Raw genomic sequence first — 14,677 nt, 5'->3', positions numbered from 1 at the left:
GAGCAGGAGTACAACGAGCGCTGACTGAATTTCGGGAGAAACAAAAATGCAGCGAACCAGAGCCCCCTTCCGCGCCGACGAGGTCGGCAGTCTCCTGCGTCCGGCCAAGATCAAGGAGGCGCGCGCCAGGCTCGAGAAGGGCGAGATCTCGGCCGACGATCTGCGCAAGATCGAGGATTTGGAGATCGAGAAGGTCGTGCACAAGCAGGCCTCGATCGGCCTGAAGCTCGCGACCGACGGCGAATTCCGCCGCTCCTGGTGGCATTTCGACTTCCTGGCCAAGCTCACCGGCTGCGAGCTGTTCCACCCCGACACCGGCATCCAGTTCGCGGGCGTGCAGACCCGCCACGATGCGGTCCGCGTCATCGGCAAACTCGACTTCCCCGACAACCACCCGATGCTGGATCACTTCCGCTTCCTGAAGAAGTACGCCGACCAGGCCCACGTCACCGCCAAGATGACGATCCCTTCGCCTGCGGTGCTCCACTTCCGCGGCGGCCGCAAGTCGATCTCCAAGGACGTCTATCCCGATCTCGATGCGTTCTACGAGGATCTCGGCAAGACCTACCGCAAGGCGGTGAAAGCCTTCTATGACGCCGGCTGCCGCTATCTCCAGTTCGACGATACTGTCTGGGCCTATCTCTGCTCGCAGGACGAACTGCAGAAGGCGCGTGAGCGCGGCGACAATCCCGACGGTCTCCAGCAGATCTATGCGCGGATCATCAACTACGCGCTGGCCGAGAAGCCAGCCGACATGGTGGTGACGACGCATGTCTGCCGCGGTAATTTCCGCTCCACCTGGATCTCCTCGGGCGGCTACGAGCCGGTCGCCGAGACCATGCTCGCCGGCACCAATTACGACGGCTACTTCCTCGAATACGACAGCGACCGCGCCGGCGGCTTCGAGCCGCTGCGCTTCCTCCCCAAGGGCAACAAGGTCGTCGTGGTCGGCGTCATCACCTCGAAGTTCGGTGAGCTCGAGAAGAAGGACGACATCAAGCGCCGCCTGGAGGAAGCCGCCAAGTTCGCCCCGCTGGAGCAACTCGCACTCTCGCCCCAATGCGGCTTTGCCTCGACGGAAGAGGGCAACGTCCTCTCCGAGGAGGAGCAATGGGCCAAGCTCAGCCTTGCGGTCGAGATCGCGAAGGAAGTGTGGGGCCAGTAAGTCTCCGCAGCTAAGGCTCACGCGTGTCCCGTACGCGCAGCAACGCTCTTGCGTTGCTGCGCGTACGGGACCCATGCTGCTCGACTTGCTCTTTCGGAGATATGGGCCCCGGCTCTGCAGCGCACCGCTGAAGAAGCGCTGCGCTGCGTCCGGGGCACGAGAGCATCTCACCTCTCCGCCCCAGCAGCGGCAAGTTCGACCACGGCACCTGATTGTGCTTCGTGGCCGACACCAACCTCAGCCCGCACCCGCCTCAGCATCTCCTGCGCCTCCACGCCCGGCGTGCCGACATGGCGCGAGAGCGGCGGAGCACCGCGAGCTCGCGCCTTCGCCGTCGGGTGGGACCTCGCCTGGCGCGGTCGCGTAGCCCATCAGCGGCGGCTCGCCGCGGACGGATCGAGGCGCCGGACGTATGCGCTATTCCCCGAGTGGGCAGAATTTGCTAAGACACGGAACCCAACCTGCCTGCCCACTGTGTCCCACCCCATGAAGAACGACGAAATCCTGAGCCAGATCACGGAGTTCTGCCGCAAGGCGGACATGGCGGAATCGACGTTCGGCCGGCGCGCGGTGAATGATGGGAAGCTCGTGCATCGCCTGCGCGAGGGAAAACGCATCACCATCGACACGCTGGAGCGGATCCAGGCCTATATGGCCGCATCGATCGTCGGCGGCATGCCGCCGCCGCGGGGACTTCAGGTCCCGCCCGAAAAGCGCGATCCACGCGGCAATTTCCGGTTCTTCGAGAACCGCCAGAAATACCTGCTGTTCGTCCACACCTGCAGCGAAAAGCGAGTGATCGCAGACAGGGTCGCGCTGGAACTGGCCTCCATCCATCCGCGCCCGCCGGCCTTGCGCCTGTTCGATGCCGGCGTCGGCGACGGCACGGTGCTGGCGCGGGTGTTGCGCGCAACGCATCAGCGCTTTCCGCACATGCCGTTCTATGTCGCCGGCAAGGAGCTCAGTCTGGAGGACCTGCGCCTGACGCTGGAAAAGGTGCCGGATCGCATTTTCGAGCATCCGGCATCGGTATTCGTCTTCACCAACATGTTTTACGCGGAGGCGCCCTGGCTCACGCCGGCATCGCCGGCTGCAGCGGCCGCTACCGTCTGGCACGAGGTGCCGCTCCGCGGCGCTTCGTCGGGCGAGTTCGAGCAGCAGATCGCGGAGCTGAGGCCGTTCCTGGAGCAGAACTGGCGCGCCGCGATCAGCCCCCGCACCGCCATGCCGCTCTACGAGCGGCCCGTCGTCCTCGTGCTCTATCGCGAGGACCACAGGTTTCTTCTGGATGCGACCATTCCGCGGCCGGGCCAGGCCGAGGCCAATTTCGACCTCGTCATCGCTTCCCAGCCCTACCGGGCCCTGTCCTCGGTCAATTTCCGGGCCAAACGCATCATTGCCCCCCTGGCGCGGGCGCTTCGACCGGGGGGGCGGCTGATCGGAATCCACTCCCATGGCCAGGATCCGGGCATGGAAATGATCCAGGCGATCTGGCCTGGAGAAAACCCTTTCTCAGTGAGCCGTCATGAGCTATTGCGCGCAATTAAGTATGAACTTGGATCGGTGGGCCGCGACTTAAATTTTAATGCCTACGCGGACAACCGTTCGATCTTCAGGTATGATATGGAAGCTCTGCCCAACGAGGTCACGGGCACTATCGGAACCTCGACGGCCTTTGCAGCGTGGAATGCGGCAGTGTATGTCGCTCAGATTGAGGACGACCGGTTGACGGAAATGACTCAAAACAGCCGCACCCTGGACGCCGCCAGGGACGTGCTGCGAAAGTACAATGGGCTCTGGTTTCTCGACGAATCCTACGTCATCTCGCGCCGGCGTGATTGACATCATTAAAGGTAAACATCGCAAACGCCCGCCGGCTAGCGGCGGAACAAGGGGTTACTGATGCGCGCGTCCTATCTCTTCACCAGCGAGTCCGTGTCCGAGGGCCATCCGGACAAGGTCTGTGACCGGATCTCCGACGAGATCGTCGACCTGTTCTATCGTGAAGGGCCGAAGGCGGGCATCGATCCGTGGGACATCCGCGCCGCCTGCGAGACGCTCGCGACCACCAACAAGGTGGTGATCGCCGGCGAGACCCGCGGTCCGAAGTCGGTGACCAACGAGCAGATCGAGAGCGTCGTCCGGGGCGCGATCAAGGACATCGGCTACGAGCAGGAGGGCTTTCACTGGAAGACCTGCGACATCGAAATCCTCCTGCATCCGCAGTCGGCCGACATCGCTCAGGGCGTGGACGCGCTTCAGCCGGGCGAGGTCAAGGAAGAAGGCGCGGGCGACCAGGGCATCATGTTCGGTTACGCTACCAACGAGACGCCCGATCTGATGCCGGCGCCGATCTTCTACGCCCACAAGATCCTGCGCCTGATCTCCGAAGCCCGTCACTCCGGCAAGGAGAAGGTGCTGGGCCCGGATTCCAAGAGCCAGGTCACCGTGCAGTACGAGAACGGCAAGCCGGTCGGCGTGCGCGAGATCGTGGTGTCGCACCAGCATCTGGTCGAGGATATCTCGTCCAAGCAGATCCGCGACATCGTCGAGCCCTATGTGCGCGAGGCGCTGCCGAACGACTGGATCACGCCAAAGACGATCTGGCACATCAACCCGACCGGCAAGTTCTTCATCGGCGGTCCTGATGGTGACACCGGTCTCACCGGCCGCAAGATCATCGTCGACACCTATGGTGGCGCGGCCCCGCATGGCGGCGGCGCGTTCTCCGGCAAGGATCCGACCAAGGTCGACCGTTCGGCTGCGTATGCGGCGCGCTACGTCGCCAAGAACATCGTCGCCGCCGGTCTCGCCGACCGGTGCACGCTCCAGCTCGCCTACGCCATCGGCGTGGCGCGTCCGCTGTCGATCTACATCGACACCCACGGCACCGGTAAGGTGTCGGAGGACCAGCTCGAGAAGGCGGCGGCGCAGGCGATGGATCTCACGCCGCGCGGCATCCGCAGCCATCTCGACCTCAACCGTCCGATCTACGCTCGTACCTCGGCCTACGGTCATTTCGGCCGCACGCCCGACAACGAGGGCGGCTTCTCCTGGGAGAAGACCGACCTCGTCGAGCAGCTCAAGCGCGCGCTCTAATTCTCTTGTGTCATTCCGGGTTCGCTTGTTTCGCGAGCGCCCCGGAATGACCAGCCAACAAACAGGAACCCCCTATGAACGCGAAGCCCGGCTTCACCGATTACATCGTCAAGGACATTTCGCTCGCCGATTTCGGCCGCAAGGAGATCTCGCTCGCCGAGACCGAGATGCCCGGCCTGATGGCCACCCGCGAGGAGTACGGGCCGAAGCAGCCGCTGAAGGGCGCGCGCATCGCCGGCTCGCTTCACATGACGATCCAGACCGCGGTGCTGATCGAGACGCTGGCAGCGCTCGGCGCAGACATCCGCTGGGTCTCCTGCAACATTTATTCGACGCAGGACCACGCCGCGGCCGCGATCGCCGCCGCCGGCATTCCCGTGTTCGCAGTCAAGGGCGAGACGCTGACCGAATACTGGGACTACACCGCAAAGCTGTTCGACTGGCATGGTGGCGGCACGCCGAACATGATCCTCGATGATGGCGGCGATGCCACCATGCTGGTGCATGCCGGCGTCCGCGCCGAGAAGGGCGACACCGCTTTCCTCGACAAGCCGGGTTCGGAGGAAGAGGAGATCTTCTACGCGCTGGTCAAGCGCCTGCTGAAAGAGAAGCCGAAGGGCTATTTCGGCGAGATCGCCAAGAACATCAAGGGCGTCTCCGAAGAGACCACCACGGGCGTGCATCGCCTCTACGAGATGGCCAACAAGGGTACGCTCCTGTTCCCCGCCATCAACGTCAACGACAGCGTCACCAAGTCAAAGTTCGACAACCTCTATGGCTGCCGTGAATCGCTGGTCGACGGCATCCGCCGTGGTACCGACGTGATGCTGTCGGGCAAGGTGGCGATGGTCGCGGGCTTCGGCGACGTCGGCAAGGGCTCGGCGGCCTCGCTGCGTCAGGCCGGCTGCCGCGTCATGGTGTCGGAAGTCGATCCGATCTGCGCGCTGCAGGCTGCGATGGAGGGCTACGAGGTCGTGACCATGGAAGACGCCGCGCCTCGCGCCGACATCTTCGTCACCGCCACGGGCAACAAGGACATCATCACCATCGAGCACATGCGCGCGATGAAGGATCGCGCCATCGTCTGCAACATCGGTCACTTCGACAACGAGATCCAGATCGCGGCGCTCCGCAATCTGAAGTGGACCAACATCAAGCCGCAGGTCGACGAGATCGAGTTTCCCGACAAGCACCGCATCATCATGCTGTCGGAAGGCCGCCTCGTGAACCTCGGCAACGCCATGGGCCATCCGTCCTTCGTGATGTCGGCGTCCTTCACCAACCAGACGCTGGCGCAGATCGAGCTGTTCGCCAACAACAAGGACGGCAAGTACGACAAGAAGGTCTACGTGCTGCCGAAGACGCTCGACGAGAAGGTCGCCCGCCTGCACCTCGCCAAGATCGGCGTCAAGCTCACCGAGCTGCGCAAGGACCAGGCCGACTACATCGGCGTCAAGCAGGAAGGTCCGTACAAGTCGGATCACTACCGGTACTGATCTGCCGGTTCGATCGATGTCGACGCGAAGCCCCGGAGCGATCCGGGGCTTCGTTGTTTTCGGCGCATGGAATTCGGCTCGCTTTTCAGTTGCTGCACGGCCGATTGCCGATTGACGGCCAGCAGCGGCGGGCGGACACTCGCCGGCGGCGGAGGAAACCATGCAACCAGAACATGTCGACGTCCTTATCGTCGGTGCGGGCCTGTCCGGCATCGGCGCGGGCTATCATCTGCAGGCCAGGTGTCCGAGCAAGAGCTACGTCATCCTCGAGGGCCGCGACTGCATCGGCGGCACCTGGGACCTGTTCCGCTATCCCGGCATCCGCTCCGACAGCGACATGTTCACCCTCGGCTACTCCTTCAAGCCGTGGACCGATCCGAAGGCGATCGCGGACGGGCCGCAGATCCTGAATTATGTGCGCGAGACCGCGGCCGAGAACGGCATCGACAGGCACATCCGTTTCCGCCATCGCGTCAAGCGCGCGGCCTGGTCGACACCGGACGCGCGCTGGACGGTGGAAGCCGAGCGCATCTCGGGCGAGGGCGCGACCGAGCTCGTGCGGTTCACCTGCAATTTCTTATTTCTGTGCTCGGGCTACTACAAATACGAAGCGGGCTACACGCCGGAGTTCAAGGGCACCGCGGAATTCGCCGGCCGCATCGTGCATCCCCAGAAATGGACCGAGGACATCGACTACGCGGGCAAGCGCGTCGTCGTGATCGGCTCGGGCGCCACTGCGGTGACCCTCGTGCCGGAGCTGGCCAAGAAGGCGGCGCAGGTCACCATGCTCCAGCGTTCGCCGACCTATGTGGTGTCGCGCCCGGCGCAGGATCCTCTCGCCAACAAATTGCGCCGCAATTTGCCGGCGCAGCTCGCCTATCATCTGATCCGCTGGCGCAACGTGATGTGGGGGATGTTCTTCTTCCAGCTCAGCCGGCGCCGGCCCGCCAAGGTCAGGGACCTCATCCTGAAGGGCGTCCGCATGGCGCTCGGCCCTGACTACGACGTCGCGACCCATTTCACGCCGCGCTACAATCCCTGGGACCAGCGGCTATGCCTTGTTCCCGACGGCGATCTGTTCAAGGCGATACGCGAGCAGCGCGCCTCCGTCGTCACCAGCGAGATCGATACGTTCACACGCGACGGCATCCGTCTGAAGGACGGCCGCGAGCTTGCAGCCGACATCATCGTGACGGCGACCGGGCTGGTGCTCCAGGTCGTCGGCGGTCTCGAGGTCAGCGTCGACGGCCGCGCCGTCGATTTCGCCAATACGCTGACCTACAAAGGCATGATGTATGCTGACGTGCCCAACATGGCCTCGGCGTTCGGCTACACCAATGCATCCTGGACGCTGAAATGCGATCTCACCTGCGAGTATGTCTGCCGGCTCATCAATTACATGGACCGGCATAATTTCCGCCAGTGCATGCCGCACAATGACGACCCCGAGATTACAGCGCAACCCTCGCTCGATTTCACTTCGGGCTACGTGCAGCGCTCGGTCGCAAAACTGCCAAAGCAGGGTTCCAAGCGGCCGTGGCGGCTGCACCAGAACTACGCGCTCGACATCGTCTCCCTGCGCTTCGGCCGGATCGACGACGGTGTGATGCAATATTCCTGATCGCGCCGCCGCTCGCCTCTATGCCTTGCGCGTGGTGAGCGCGAACCCGAGATCGATCGCGAGTGCCAGCACCACGGCGCCGCCGCCGAGGCCGAACAGCGCCAGATAGTCGCCGCCCGTCTGGGCGTAGATCCAGGAGAAGCCGTAAGCGGCGGCCGCCTGGAACATTGCAAAGCTGGTGGTGGCATGGCTCCATATCGCGCCCTGCTGCTGGCTGGAGTGAGGCACGAGCTCATGGATGCGGCCCAGGACCAGCGGCACGATGCCCGGCGTGAAGCCGCCGACCACGACGCTCGACACAATCAATGAAACCGGCGCGGTGCTGACGGTTGGCAGCAGCACGGCTGCCGCCTCGATCAGGAAGGCCGCGCGCAGCGCGGGGCCGAAACCTGAGCGGTCACCGAGATGACCAGTGACCAGAGGGCCGACGATCGCGCCGAGGCCGTACAGCACCCAATAGCGCGATCCCGCGGCAATACCCTGGCCGAGGCCGCGCGCCACGAAGTCGACGATGAACACCATGTGCGGCACCAGCGCCACCGCATTGAGGCCGTACTGGACCAGTAGCGCGCGGGCGGCCGGCAAGGCGCGATGGGGCTTGGCTTGATGCGAAGGCGCAGCATCGGCCTTGGTTTCAGCAGGCCAGTTCCACCAACTCGCGAGCGTGAGCAGGGCGGAGAGCACGCCGAGACCATACCAGCTCTGCTGCAAACCCTGTTGCAGCAACAATGGCACCAGCGTGCCCGATGCCGCTACGCCGAGGCCGACGCCGGCGAAGATCACACCACCGACGATGCCGCGCCGCGCGGCCGAGGTATGCGGTAGAATGACGGACGCCGCCAGCACCATGATGATGCCGCCGGCGAGACCGGCCAGGAAGCGCCACGCGAAGAACCAGCTGAACGACAACGGAGCCGAGCTGGCGAAGAAGGAGACGGTGGCGAGCAGCATCATCGCCCGTAGTGCGCGGACCGCGCCGATGCGGGTGGCAAGCGCTCGTGCTGCGAGCGCGCCGGCGAGATAGCCGGCGAGGTTCGCAGCGCCGAGATAGACGACGTCGGATGCGCTGAACCATTTTGCGGCGATCAAAGCCGGGATCAGGGGCGTGTAGGAAAAGCGAGCGAGGCCAAGCCCGACCAGCGATGCGGACAAACCCGCCACGGCGTATCGCCAGGTCGTTCGTGAGGACGAGCCCGGCCGCGGTTGCGGACGGGTCTCGACGTGTCGCTTCGTGTCTGCGCTGGTCATGTCATCCTCCTGCGCACAAAGGTGCGCGGATCATCCTGTCTGGGCGGCGCGGCGACGCCTGAATTCCTGCACCGGCAGGCCGCCCCAGCCCCAATTGTCGGTGTCCACTTCCTCGATCACCACAAAGGTGGAATCGAGCGGTTTGCCGAGCACATCGAGCAGCAGCTGGCTCGAACCCTTGATCAGCGCGGCCTTCTCCTCCGCCGTGAGCGACGCCGCTCCCGGCGTCGTTCCCTCGCGGGTCACTTGAATGGTGACGATGGGCATCGTGCCTCTCCTCGTCTCAATGTCCGGCGCTCTGGCCGCCGTCGACATGCAGGATCTCGCCGGTGACGAAGGAGGCTCCCTCGAGATAGAGGACGGCATCGACGATGTCGGACATCTCGCCCATGTGACCGACCGGGTGCAGCGCACTGAGCTGCGCATGCGTCGTGACCGGATGCATGGGCGACTTGATGATGCCGGGTGAGACCGCGTTCACGCGGATGCCGCGCTTGGCGTACTCGATCGCGAGCGATTTGGTCGCAGCGTTCAGCCCGCCCTTGCTCAGCGAGGCCAGCACAGATGGCACGTTGGAATTGGCCTGATCCGCCAGCGTGGTCGTGATCTGCACCACGTGGCCGGACCCTTGCTTCTCCATCTCGGCGATGGCGAGTTGCGTGATGTTGAAGAAGCCCGCGACGTTCGTTCCCATCACCGCCGCATAGTCCTCGGCCGTGTATTGCGTGAACGGCTTTGCGACGAAGATGCCGGCGTTGTTGACCAGCGTGTCGACCCGGCCGAAGCGGGCGATCGCCTGCGAGACTACGCGCTCGGCAGTGGAACGGTCGGCGATGTCGCCGGGAACGGCCAGGACATCATCGTCGCCCGACGGCTTGATGGAGCGCGCCGTGGCGACGACGCGATAATTGCGATCGCGAAAACCCTGGACCAGGGCGGCGCCGATACCCTGCGATGCACCGGTGACGATGGCGACCTTCTGCTCGATACCCATGACGGGCTCCTGTTGTTGGCTTTGAGACCTGCGCCAGCAGCGGCTGGCTTGCGTGCTGAGGTACGCCGCGGCGGCCCGGTCGCGAATAGCCGCCGTCCGGCACACACTCTTTCGCCGCGCGAACGAATGCGGGGCCGGCGCCCGGCGGTAGTTGTCGAGGTTGCGGCGAACGCCTAGCCTGCGAGCGGAAGCTCAGAGCAAGACGGGAAGGGAATGGATCGTCTGGATGCGATGAAAGTGTTCGTCCTGGCCGTGGACGAAGGCAGCTTGGCCGCCGCAGGACGCAAACTCGGCCGCTCGCCGGCGGCGGTGAGCCGGGCCATCGCCTTTCTGGAAGAACGCGTCGGCGCCGAGCTGCTGCACCGGACCACGCGCTCGATCAAGCTGAGCGAGGAGGGGGAGCGCTACGCCGCGATCTGCCGCCGTGTGCTCGCCGAGCTCGAGGAAGCCGACGATATCGCGGCCGGACCGCGCACGGCGCCGCGCGGCCTGCTCACGGTCACCGCTCCCGTGGTCTCGGGGGAGATGGTCTTGCGGCCGATCCTGGATGCGTTTCTCGATGCCTATCCCACCGTGTCGGCAAAGCTCCTGCTGTTCGATCGCGCGGTCAATCTGATCGAGGAGGGCATGGACGTCGCGCTTCGCATCGGTCCCTTGGCGGATTCGGCGATGATTGCCATGCGGGTCGGAGAGATCAGCCGTGTCGTGGTGGCAGCGCCGCGCTATCTGAAGCAGCATCCGCGCGTCGCCGAGCCCGGCGATCTCGCCAAGCACCAGATCGTCGCCATGGCGCATCTGCCCAATTCCTGGACCTTCGCCCCGCAGGCGGGTTCATCGGTGCCGCGCTCGGTGCAGTTCACCCCGCGGCTCGTTGTCAACAGCACCTATGCGGCAGTGGCCTCTGCCGTCGCCGGGCGCGGCTTGGCGCGGATGTATTCGTACCAGGTTGCCGAGCAGGTCGCGCGCGGCGAGCTCGAGATCGTGCTGGCCGGCGACGAGGACCCGGAGATGCCCGCGCATTTGATCTGCCCGCAGGGCCGGCTCTCGGTGCCGAAGGTGCGGGCCTTCACCGACTTCGCGGTGCCCCGGCTGAAGAAGCAGTTTGCGCTGCTGAAGAAGAGCATCAAGGTGCGCTGAGCCGCTTCGCGCCCCCGCAATGCGTTGTTTTGCGTATACGGCGGCGCGGCTGAATCGGCGAGGGTTCCAAAACGGTTAACGCCGATTTAACGGATGAGTCCTAGCCTGTCTCGGCCGGGGTTACTCGCAAAGCCGAGGTGAGCCCAATGGAAGCCCAGAAGATCGCGGTCGACGCCGTCGTCGCGCTGACCGATTGCGACCGCGACGCCGTTATCGCCTTCATCCGCCGACTCTACCTGGCCGGCGTCACCGATCCCAAGCGCCTGACTTTCAAGGGGTTGCAGGCGCTGTCGCGGGCTTGATTCGGACGGTTTCGGCCCTTTCCACCCAAGCTCCGTCCGAACGCTCCCCCCAGCGTGATTGCAACCCAGCGGTGAATATCTTGTCGCCCGGGCCCGGCCGGAGTAGATGACGTCCCCGGCTGGGTCACTCGGGAACTGGGGAAATGCTGAAACCGCTTTTTGCGCCGCAACTTGTCATTCTTTATGTACTGGCGGCCTCGACGATTTACGTTCACTTCCGCGGCAAGCAGCGGCTGCGCTTCGCGCGCCAGCTCGGCGATCACTCGACCTATCTCGCGCCCTACAACGTGCTGATGTACGCCGGCTCGGCCGTGCCGAACAAGCCGGTGATCCCGGTCGATCAGTTTCCCGAGCTGAAGCCCCTGAGCGAGAACTGGGAGACCATCCGCGACGAGGCGGTGCGCCTGTTCGACGAAGGTTTCATTCGCGCCGCCGCGAAGAACAACGATTGGGGCTTCTACTCGTTCTTCAAGAGCGGTTGGAAGCGGTTTTACCTGAAATGGTACGACGACTTCCTGCCCTCGGCACGCACGCTGTGCCCGAAGACGGTGGAGCTCTTGAACTCGATCCCGAGCGTGCACGGCGCGATGTTCGCGATGCTGCCCCCGGGCGGCAAGCTCGGTGCCCACCGCGATCCCTTCGCGGGCTCACTGCGCTACCATCTCGGCTTGGTCACCCCGAACTCGAACAAGTGTCGGATTGTCGTTGACGGCGTCGAATGCGTCTGGCGCGATGGCGAGGCCTTCATGTTCGACGAGACCTTCATCCACAGCGCCGAGAATGCCACCGACGTCAACCGCATCATCCTGTTCTGCGACGTCGAGCGCCCGATGAAGTTCGGCTTCATGACCGCGATCAACCGCTGGGTCAGCCATCACATCGTCAAGGCGTCGGCGACCCAGAACGTCGATGGCGAGAATGTCGGCGTGCTCAACAAGGTGTTCGGCAAGCTCTACGAGATCCATCTCGCCAGCCGCAAGGTCAAGGAGTGGAACCGCAACGTCTACTACACGCTGAAATACTCGCTGACGGCGCTGATCCTCGGCCTCATCGTGATGTCGGCGTTACGGTGAATGATCCGGCCAATGGCCTCCTTGCCGATTGCTGACGCGGAGATCACGCAGTTCTTCCGCAACTGGCTGGAGACCTTCGCGGGCTATGTCCGCGAGGTCGACTACGCTTCGGCGCGGCCGCTTTTCCATCCGGACGTGCTCGCCTTCGGCACGCACAACGATGTCATTCCCGGCCTTGATCAGTGGGTCTCGACGCAGTGGGACAACGTCTGGCCGAAGACGACCGATTTCCGCTTTGTTATCGAGCAGACTTCCGTTCTGGTGTCTGCCGATGGCACGATGGCGACTGTGATCGCGCCGTGGATGAGCACGGGCTATCATCCCGATGGCAGCGCGTTTGCGCGGCCCGGCCGCGCCACGATGGTGTTTTCCAGGAATGGCGCTGACTGGCTGTGCGTGCATTCGCACATGTCGCTCAATCGCGGTGTGCCGCAGACGAGCCATGCCAACCGGCCGGTGAAGGCCCGGTGAAAACAAAAAAGCCCCGGATGGATCCGGGGCCTTTCGATGTCCGGACGTGTGCAGCCTATTCCGGCTGTCCGATGCTCACCTTCAGCGTGCCGACGCCGTCGACGCCGCATTCCAGCTTGTCGCCGGGTTGGAGCTGCGACACGCCGGCGGGCGTGCCGGTCATGATGATGTCGCCGGCGGCGAGCTTCACCTGCTGCGAGAGTTGCCAGATGATTTCGGGCACGTTCCAGATCAACTCGGTGAGGTCGCCCTTCTGCGCTTCCTTGCCGTTGACCGTCAGCCAGATGTTGCCCTTGGAAGGATGACCGATTTTCGAGGCCGGCTGCACCGCGGAGCAGGGCGCCGAATAGTCGAACGACTTGCCGATCTCCCAGGGACGCTCCTTCTTGCGCGAGGCGATCTGGAGGTCACGGCGGGTGAGATCGATGCCGACGGCGTAGCCGTAGACGTGGTCCAGCGCCTTGTCCGCGGGGATGTTGAGGCCGCCGCTCTTCATCGCGACGATCAGTTCGACCTCGTGATGCAGGTCCTTGGTCAGCGGCGGATAGGGAATGGTGGCGCCATCGGGCACCAGCATGTCGGCGTGCTTGGCGAAGAAGAACGGCGGGGCGCGCTCGTCATTGCCCATCTCGCGGATGTGCTCGAGATAATTGCGGCCGACGCACCAGATGCGGCGCACCGGATAACGGCCGCTCTCCCCGACGACGGGAAGCGAAGCCTGCGGCGGAAGCGGGATGACGTAGGAGGCGGCGTTCATGAAAGATCTCGGCGGGTTGCAAAGAAAGGGCGCTGCCGTATTTACTCGGTTGCAGGGGGCGAGGCTAGTGGTGCCGATCGGAAAAAGAGCACCACCCGCGCCGTCGCCGACCGGGCACGAATGCTAGTGAGGGGACCGTGAAGAAATGGATATTGGCGAGCGCTGCCGTGGTCGCGGTCGTGCTGATCGGTCTTGCCGTTCGCTTCTTCATGGTCGCGCCGGCACGCATCGAACAGGGGCAGAACCGGATCGTTCCAGTCGCGTTGAACGTGACGCTGGCAGCGCAAGGCCTGCATGCAACGCTTGATGTCGCCGACATGCATGCCGACAGCCTCCTCTGGAAGCGCGACCTGTTAGAGCGATCCGATCGCGGACATGTGGATGTTCCACGCCTCGCCGAAGGGCACTACGCGCTCCAGGTGTTCTCGTCTGTGACCAAATCGCCGAAAGGCCAGAACTACAAGGCCAATGGCGCCGATAGCGATACGATCACCTCGTTGGCCATCGTCGATCTGCAGCCGATCAGAACCTGGAATTCACTATTGCAGCGCTCGCTCTGGCATGCCGAGAAGCTGCGGGACTTCGCCGCGAGGTCGGGCGGCCGCCTCCGGCTAATCACGACGCCCGCGGAAGTCGACCGACTGCTCGCGGACAGGAAGGACGGAGTCGCCGCTGTGGGCGGAATGCTTTCAATTGAGGGGCTGCAAGATCTCGAGGGGCGCATCGAAAACCTCGATGTCCTCTACGCTGCGGGATTCCGCATGGCCGGCCTTGCGCATTTCTTCGACAATGACGTGGCTGGGTCAATGCACGGCATGCAGAAAGGCGGGCTGACACCACTCGGTCGGCAGGTTGTGCAGCGTATGGAGGCGCTTGGGATGATTGTCGATCTGGCGCATTCCAGCCATACGACGGTGGCCGAGGTGCTTGCGATGGCGAAGCGACCCGTGGTCTCCAGCCATGGCGGCGTGCAGGCGACCTGCAAGGTCAACCGAAACCTATCCGATGAGGAGATCAAGGGTATCGCGAAGACCGGTGGCGTGATTGGAATCGGTTACTGGGAAGGTGCGATCTGCTCGACCAAGCCGGAGGCTGCAGCGCGAGCGATTGCCCATGTGCGTGATCTCGTGGGCATCGATCACGTCGGTCTCGGCTCGGACTTCGACGGCTCGACCACGACGGGCTTTGACGCAAGCCAAGTCGCAGCGGTTACGCAGGCCATGCTCAGTTCAGGCTTCTCCCCGGAGGATATCCGCAAGGTGATGGGCGGCAACGTCCTGCGCGTGATCCGCGCGGGGCTGGCGCCGTCCTGAT

The 14,677-nt window shown here is 64.1% G+C and carries 14 protein-coding genes and 1 pseudogene; 10 read left to right on the top strand and 5 right to left on the bottom strand.

What is annotated here, in order from left to right; genetic code table 11:
* Positions 1–46: 46 nt before the first annotated feature.
* Positions 47–1,165, top strand: a complete 1,119-nt coding sequence (locus ABIA42_RS20740; protein WP_028180559.1) for a cobalamin-independent methionine synthase II family protein — start codon at positions 47–49, stop codon at positions 1,163–1,165.
* Positions 1,166–1,343: 178 nt separating this feature from the next.
* Here ABIA42_RS20740 and ABIA42_RS20735 read toward each other — a convergent pair.
* Positions 1,344–1,534: pseudogene (locus tag ABIA42_RS20735) on the bottom strand (caspase family protein); the annotation flags it as partial.
* Positions 1,535–1,651: 117 nt separating this feature from the next.
* Between ABIA42_RS20735 and ABIA42_RS20730 the strand changes: the two are divergent.
* From ABIA42_RS20730 to ABIA42_RS20715, 4 genes are all read left to right on the top strand, one after another.
* On the top strand, positions 1,652–3,007 hold the full coding sequence (locus ABIA42_RS20730) for a hypothetical protein (protein ID WP_271533725.1): 1,356 nt from the start codon (positions 1,652–1,654) through the stop codon (positions 3,005–3,007).
* Positions 3,008–3,067: 60 nt separating this feature from the next.
* The gene (gene metK / locus ABIA42_RS20725; protein ID WP_271533296.1) at positions 3,068–4,264 is read left to right on the top strand and encodes a methionine adenosyltransferase; all 1,197 of its coding nucleotides are present in this window, start codon (positions 3,068–3,070) and stop codon (positions 4,262–4,264) included.
* A gap of 74 nt (positions 4,265–4,338) precedes the next feature.
* On the top strand, positions 4,339–5,760 hold the full coding sequence (gene ahcY / locus ABIA42_RS20720; RefSeq protein WP_370121776.1) for an adenosylhomocysteinase: 1,422 nt from the start codon (positions 4,339–4,341) through the stop codon (positions 5,758–5,760).
* Between the two features lie 160 nt (positions 5,761–5,920).
* The gene (locus tag ABIA42_RS20715) at positions 5,921–7,381 is read left to right on the top strand and encodes a flavin-containing monooxygenase (protein ID WP_370121779.1); all 1,461 of its coding nucleotides are present in this window, start codon (positions 5,921–5,923) and stop codon (positions 7,379–7,381) included.
* Positions 7,382–7,399: 18 nt separating this feature from the next.
* Here ABIA42_RS20715 and ABIA42_RS20710 read toward each other — a convergent pair whose 3' ends face one another.
* From ABIA42_RS20710 to ABIA42_RS20700, 3 genes are read right to left on the bottom strand one after another with little or no spacing between them, the layout of a single operon-like run.
* On the bottom strand, positions 7,400–8,629 hold the full coding sequence (locus ABIA42_RS20710; protein ID WP_370121782.1) for a YbfB/YjiJ family MFS transporter: 1,230 nt from the start codon (positions 8,627–8,629) through the stop codon (positions 7,400–7,402).
* A gap of 30 nt (positions 8,630–8,659) precedes the next feature.
* Entirely contained in the window at positions 8,660–8,896 is a 237-nt protein-coding gene (locus ABIA42_RS20705) for a 4-oxalocrotonate tautomerase family protein (RefSeq protein ID WP_370121785.1), read from the bottom strand.
* A gap of 16 nt (positions 8,897–8,912) precedes the next feature.
* On the bottom strand, positions 8,913–9,623 hold the full coding sequence (locus ABIA42_RS20700; RefSeq protein ID WP_370121788.1) for an SDR family NAD(P)-dependent oxidoreductase: 711 nt from the start codon (positions 9,621–9,623) through the stop codon (positions 8,913–8,915).
* A 213-nt stretch (positions 9,624–9,836) separates the two neighbouring features.
* Between ABIA42_RS20700 and ABIA42_RS20695 the strand changes: the two genes are divergently transcribed.
* The 4 genes from ABIA42_RS20695 (at position 9,837) to ABIA42_RS20680 (ending at position 12,606) form a co-directional block, all read left to right on the top strand.
* On the top strand, positions 9,837–10,760 hold the full coding sequence (locus tag ABIA42_RS20695) for a LysR family transcriptional regulator (RefSeq protein WP_370121791.1): 924 nt from the start codon (positions 9,837–9,839) through the stop codon (positions 10,758–10,760).
* Positions 10,761–10,906: 146 nt separating this feature from the next.
* A complete protein-coding gene (locus ABIA42_RS20690; protein WP_014493894.1) occupies positions 10,907–11,062 on the top strand; it encodes a hypothetical protein in 156 nt (51 codons plus the stop codon).
* Positions 11,063–11,205: 143 nt separating this feature from the next.
* Complete coding sequence (locus ABIA42_RS20685) at positions 11,206–12,135, top strand: aspartyl/asparaginyl beta-hydroxylase domain-containing protein (protein WP_271533284.1); 930 nt, start codon at positions 11,206–11,208, stop codon at positions 12,133–12,135.
* Between the two features lie 12 nt (positions 12,136–12,147).
* Positions 12,148–12,606, top strand: coding sequence for a nuclear transport factor 2 family protein (locus ABIA42_RS20680; RefSeq protein ID WP_370121795.1), 459 nt, complete (start codon positions 12,148–12,150; stop codon positions 12,604–12,606).
* A gap of 55 nt (positions 12,607–12,661) precedes the next feature.
* On the opposite strand, the gene ABIA42_RS20675 is transcribed toward ABIA42_RS20680, so the two are convergent.
* Positions 12,662–13,363, bottom strand: coding sequence for a fumarylacetoacetate hydrolase family protein (locus tag ABIA42_RS20675; protein WP_370121798.1), 702 nt, complete (start codon positions 13,361–13,363; stop codon positions 12,662–12,664).
* 167 nt (positions 13,364–13,530) lie between these two features.
* On the opposite strand from ABIA42_RS20675, the gene ABIA42_RS20670 reads away from it, so the two are divergent.
* Positions 13,531–14,676, top strand: a complete 1,146-nt coding sequence (locus ABIA42_RS20670; RefSeq protein ID WP_370121801.1) for a dipeptidase — start codon at positions 13,531–13,533, stop codon at positions 14,674–14,676.
* Position 14,677 lies beyond the last annotated feature (1 nt).

Origin of the sequence: Bradyrhizobium sp. USDA 327 (genome assembly GCF_041262065.1) — a bacterium.
Classification (GTDB): Bacteria; Pseudomonadota; Alphaproteobacteria; order Rhizobiales; family Xanthobacteraceae; genus Bradyrhizobium; species Bradyrhizobium liaoningense.
The sequence above is the reverse complement of the archived record's forward strand: the minus strand, read 5'-3'. Positions and strand labels throughout refer to the sequence as shown.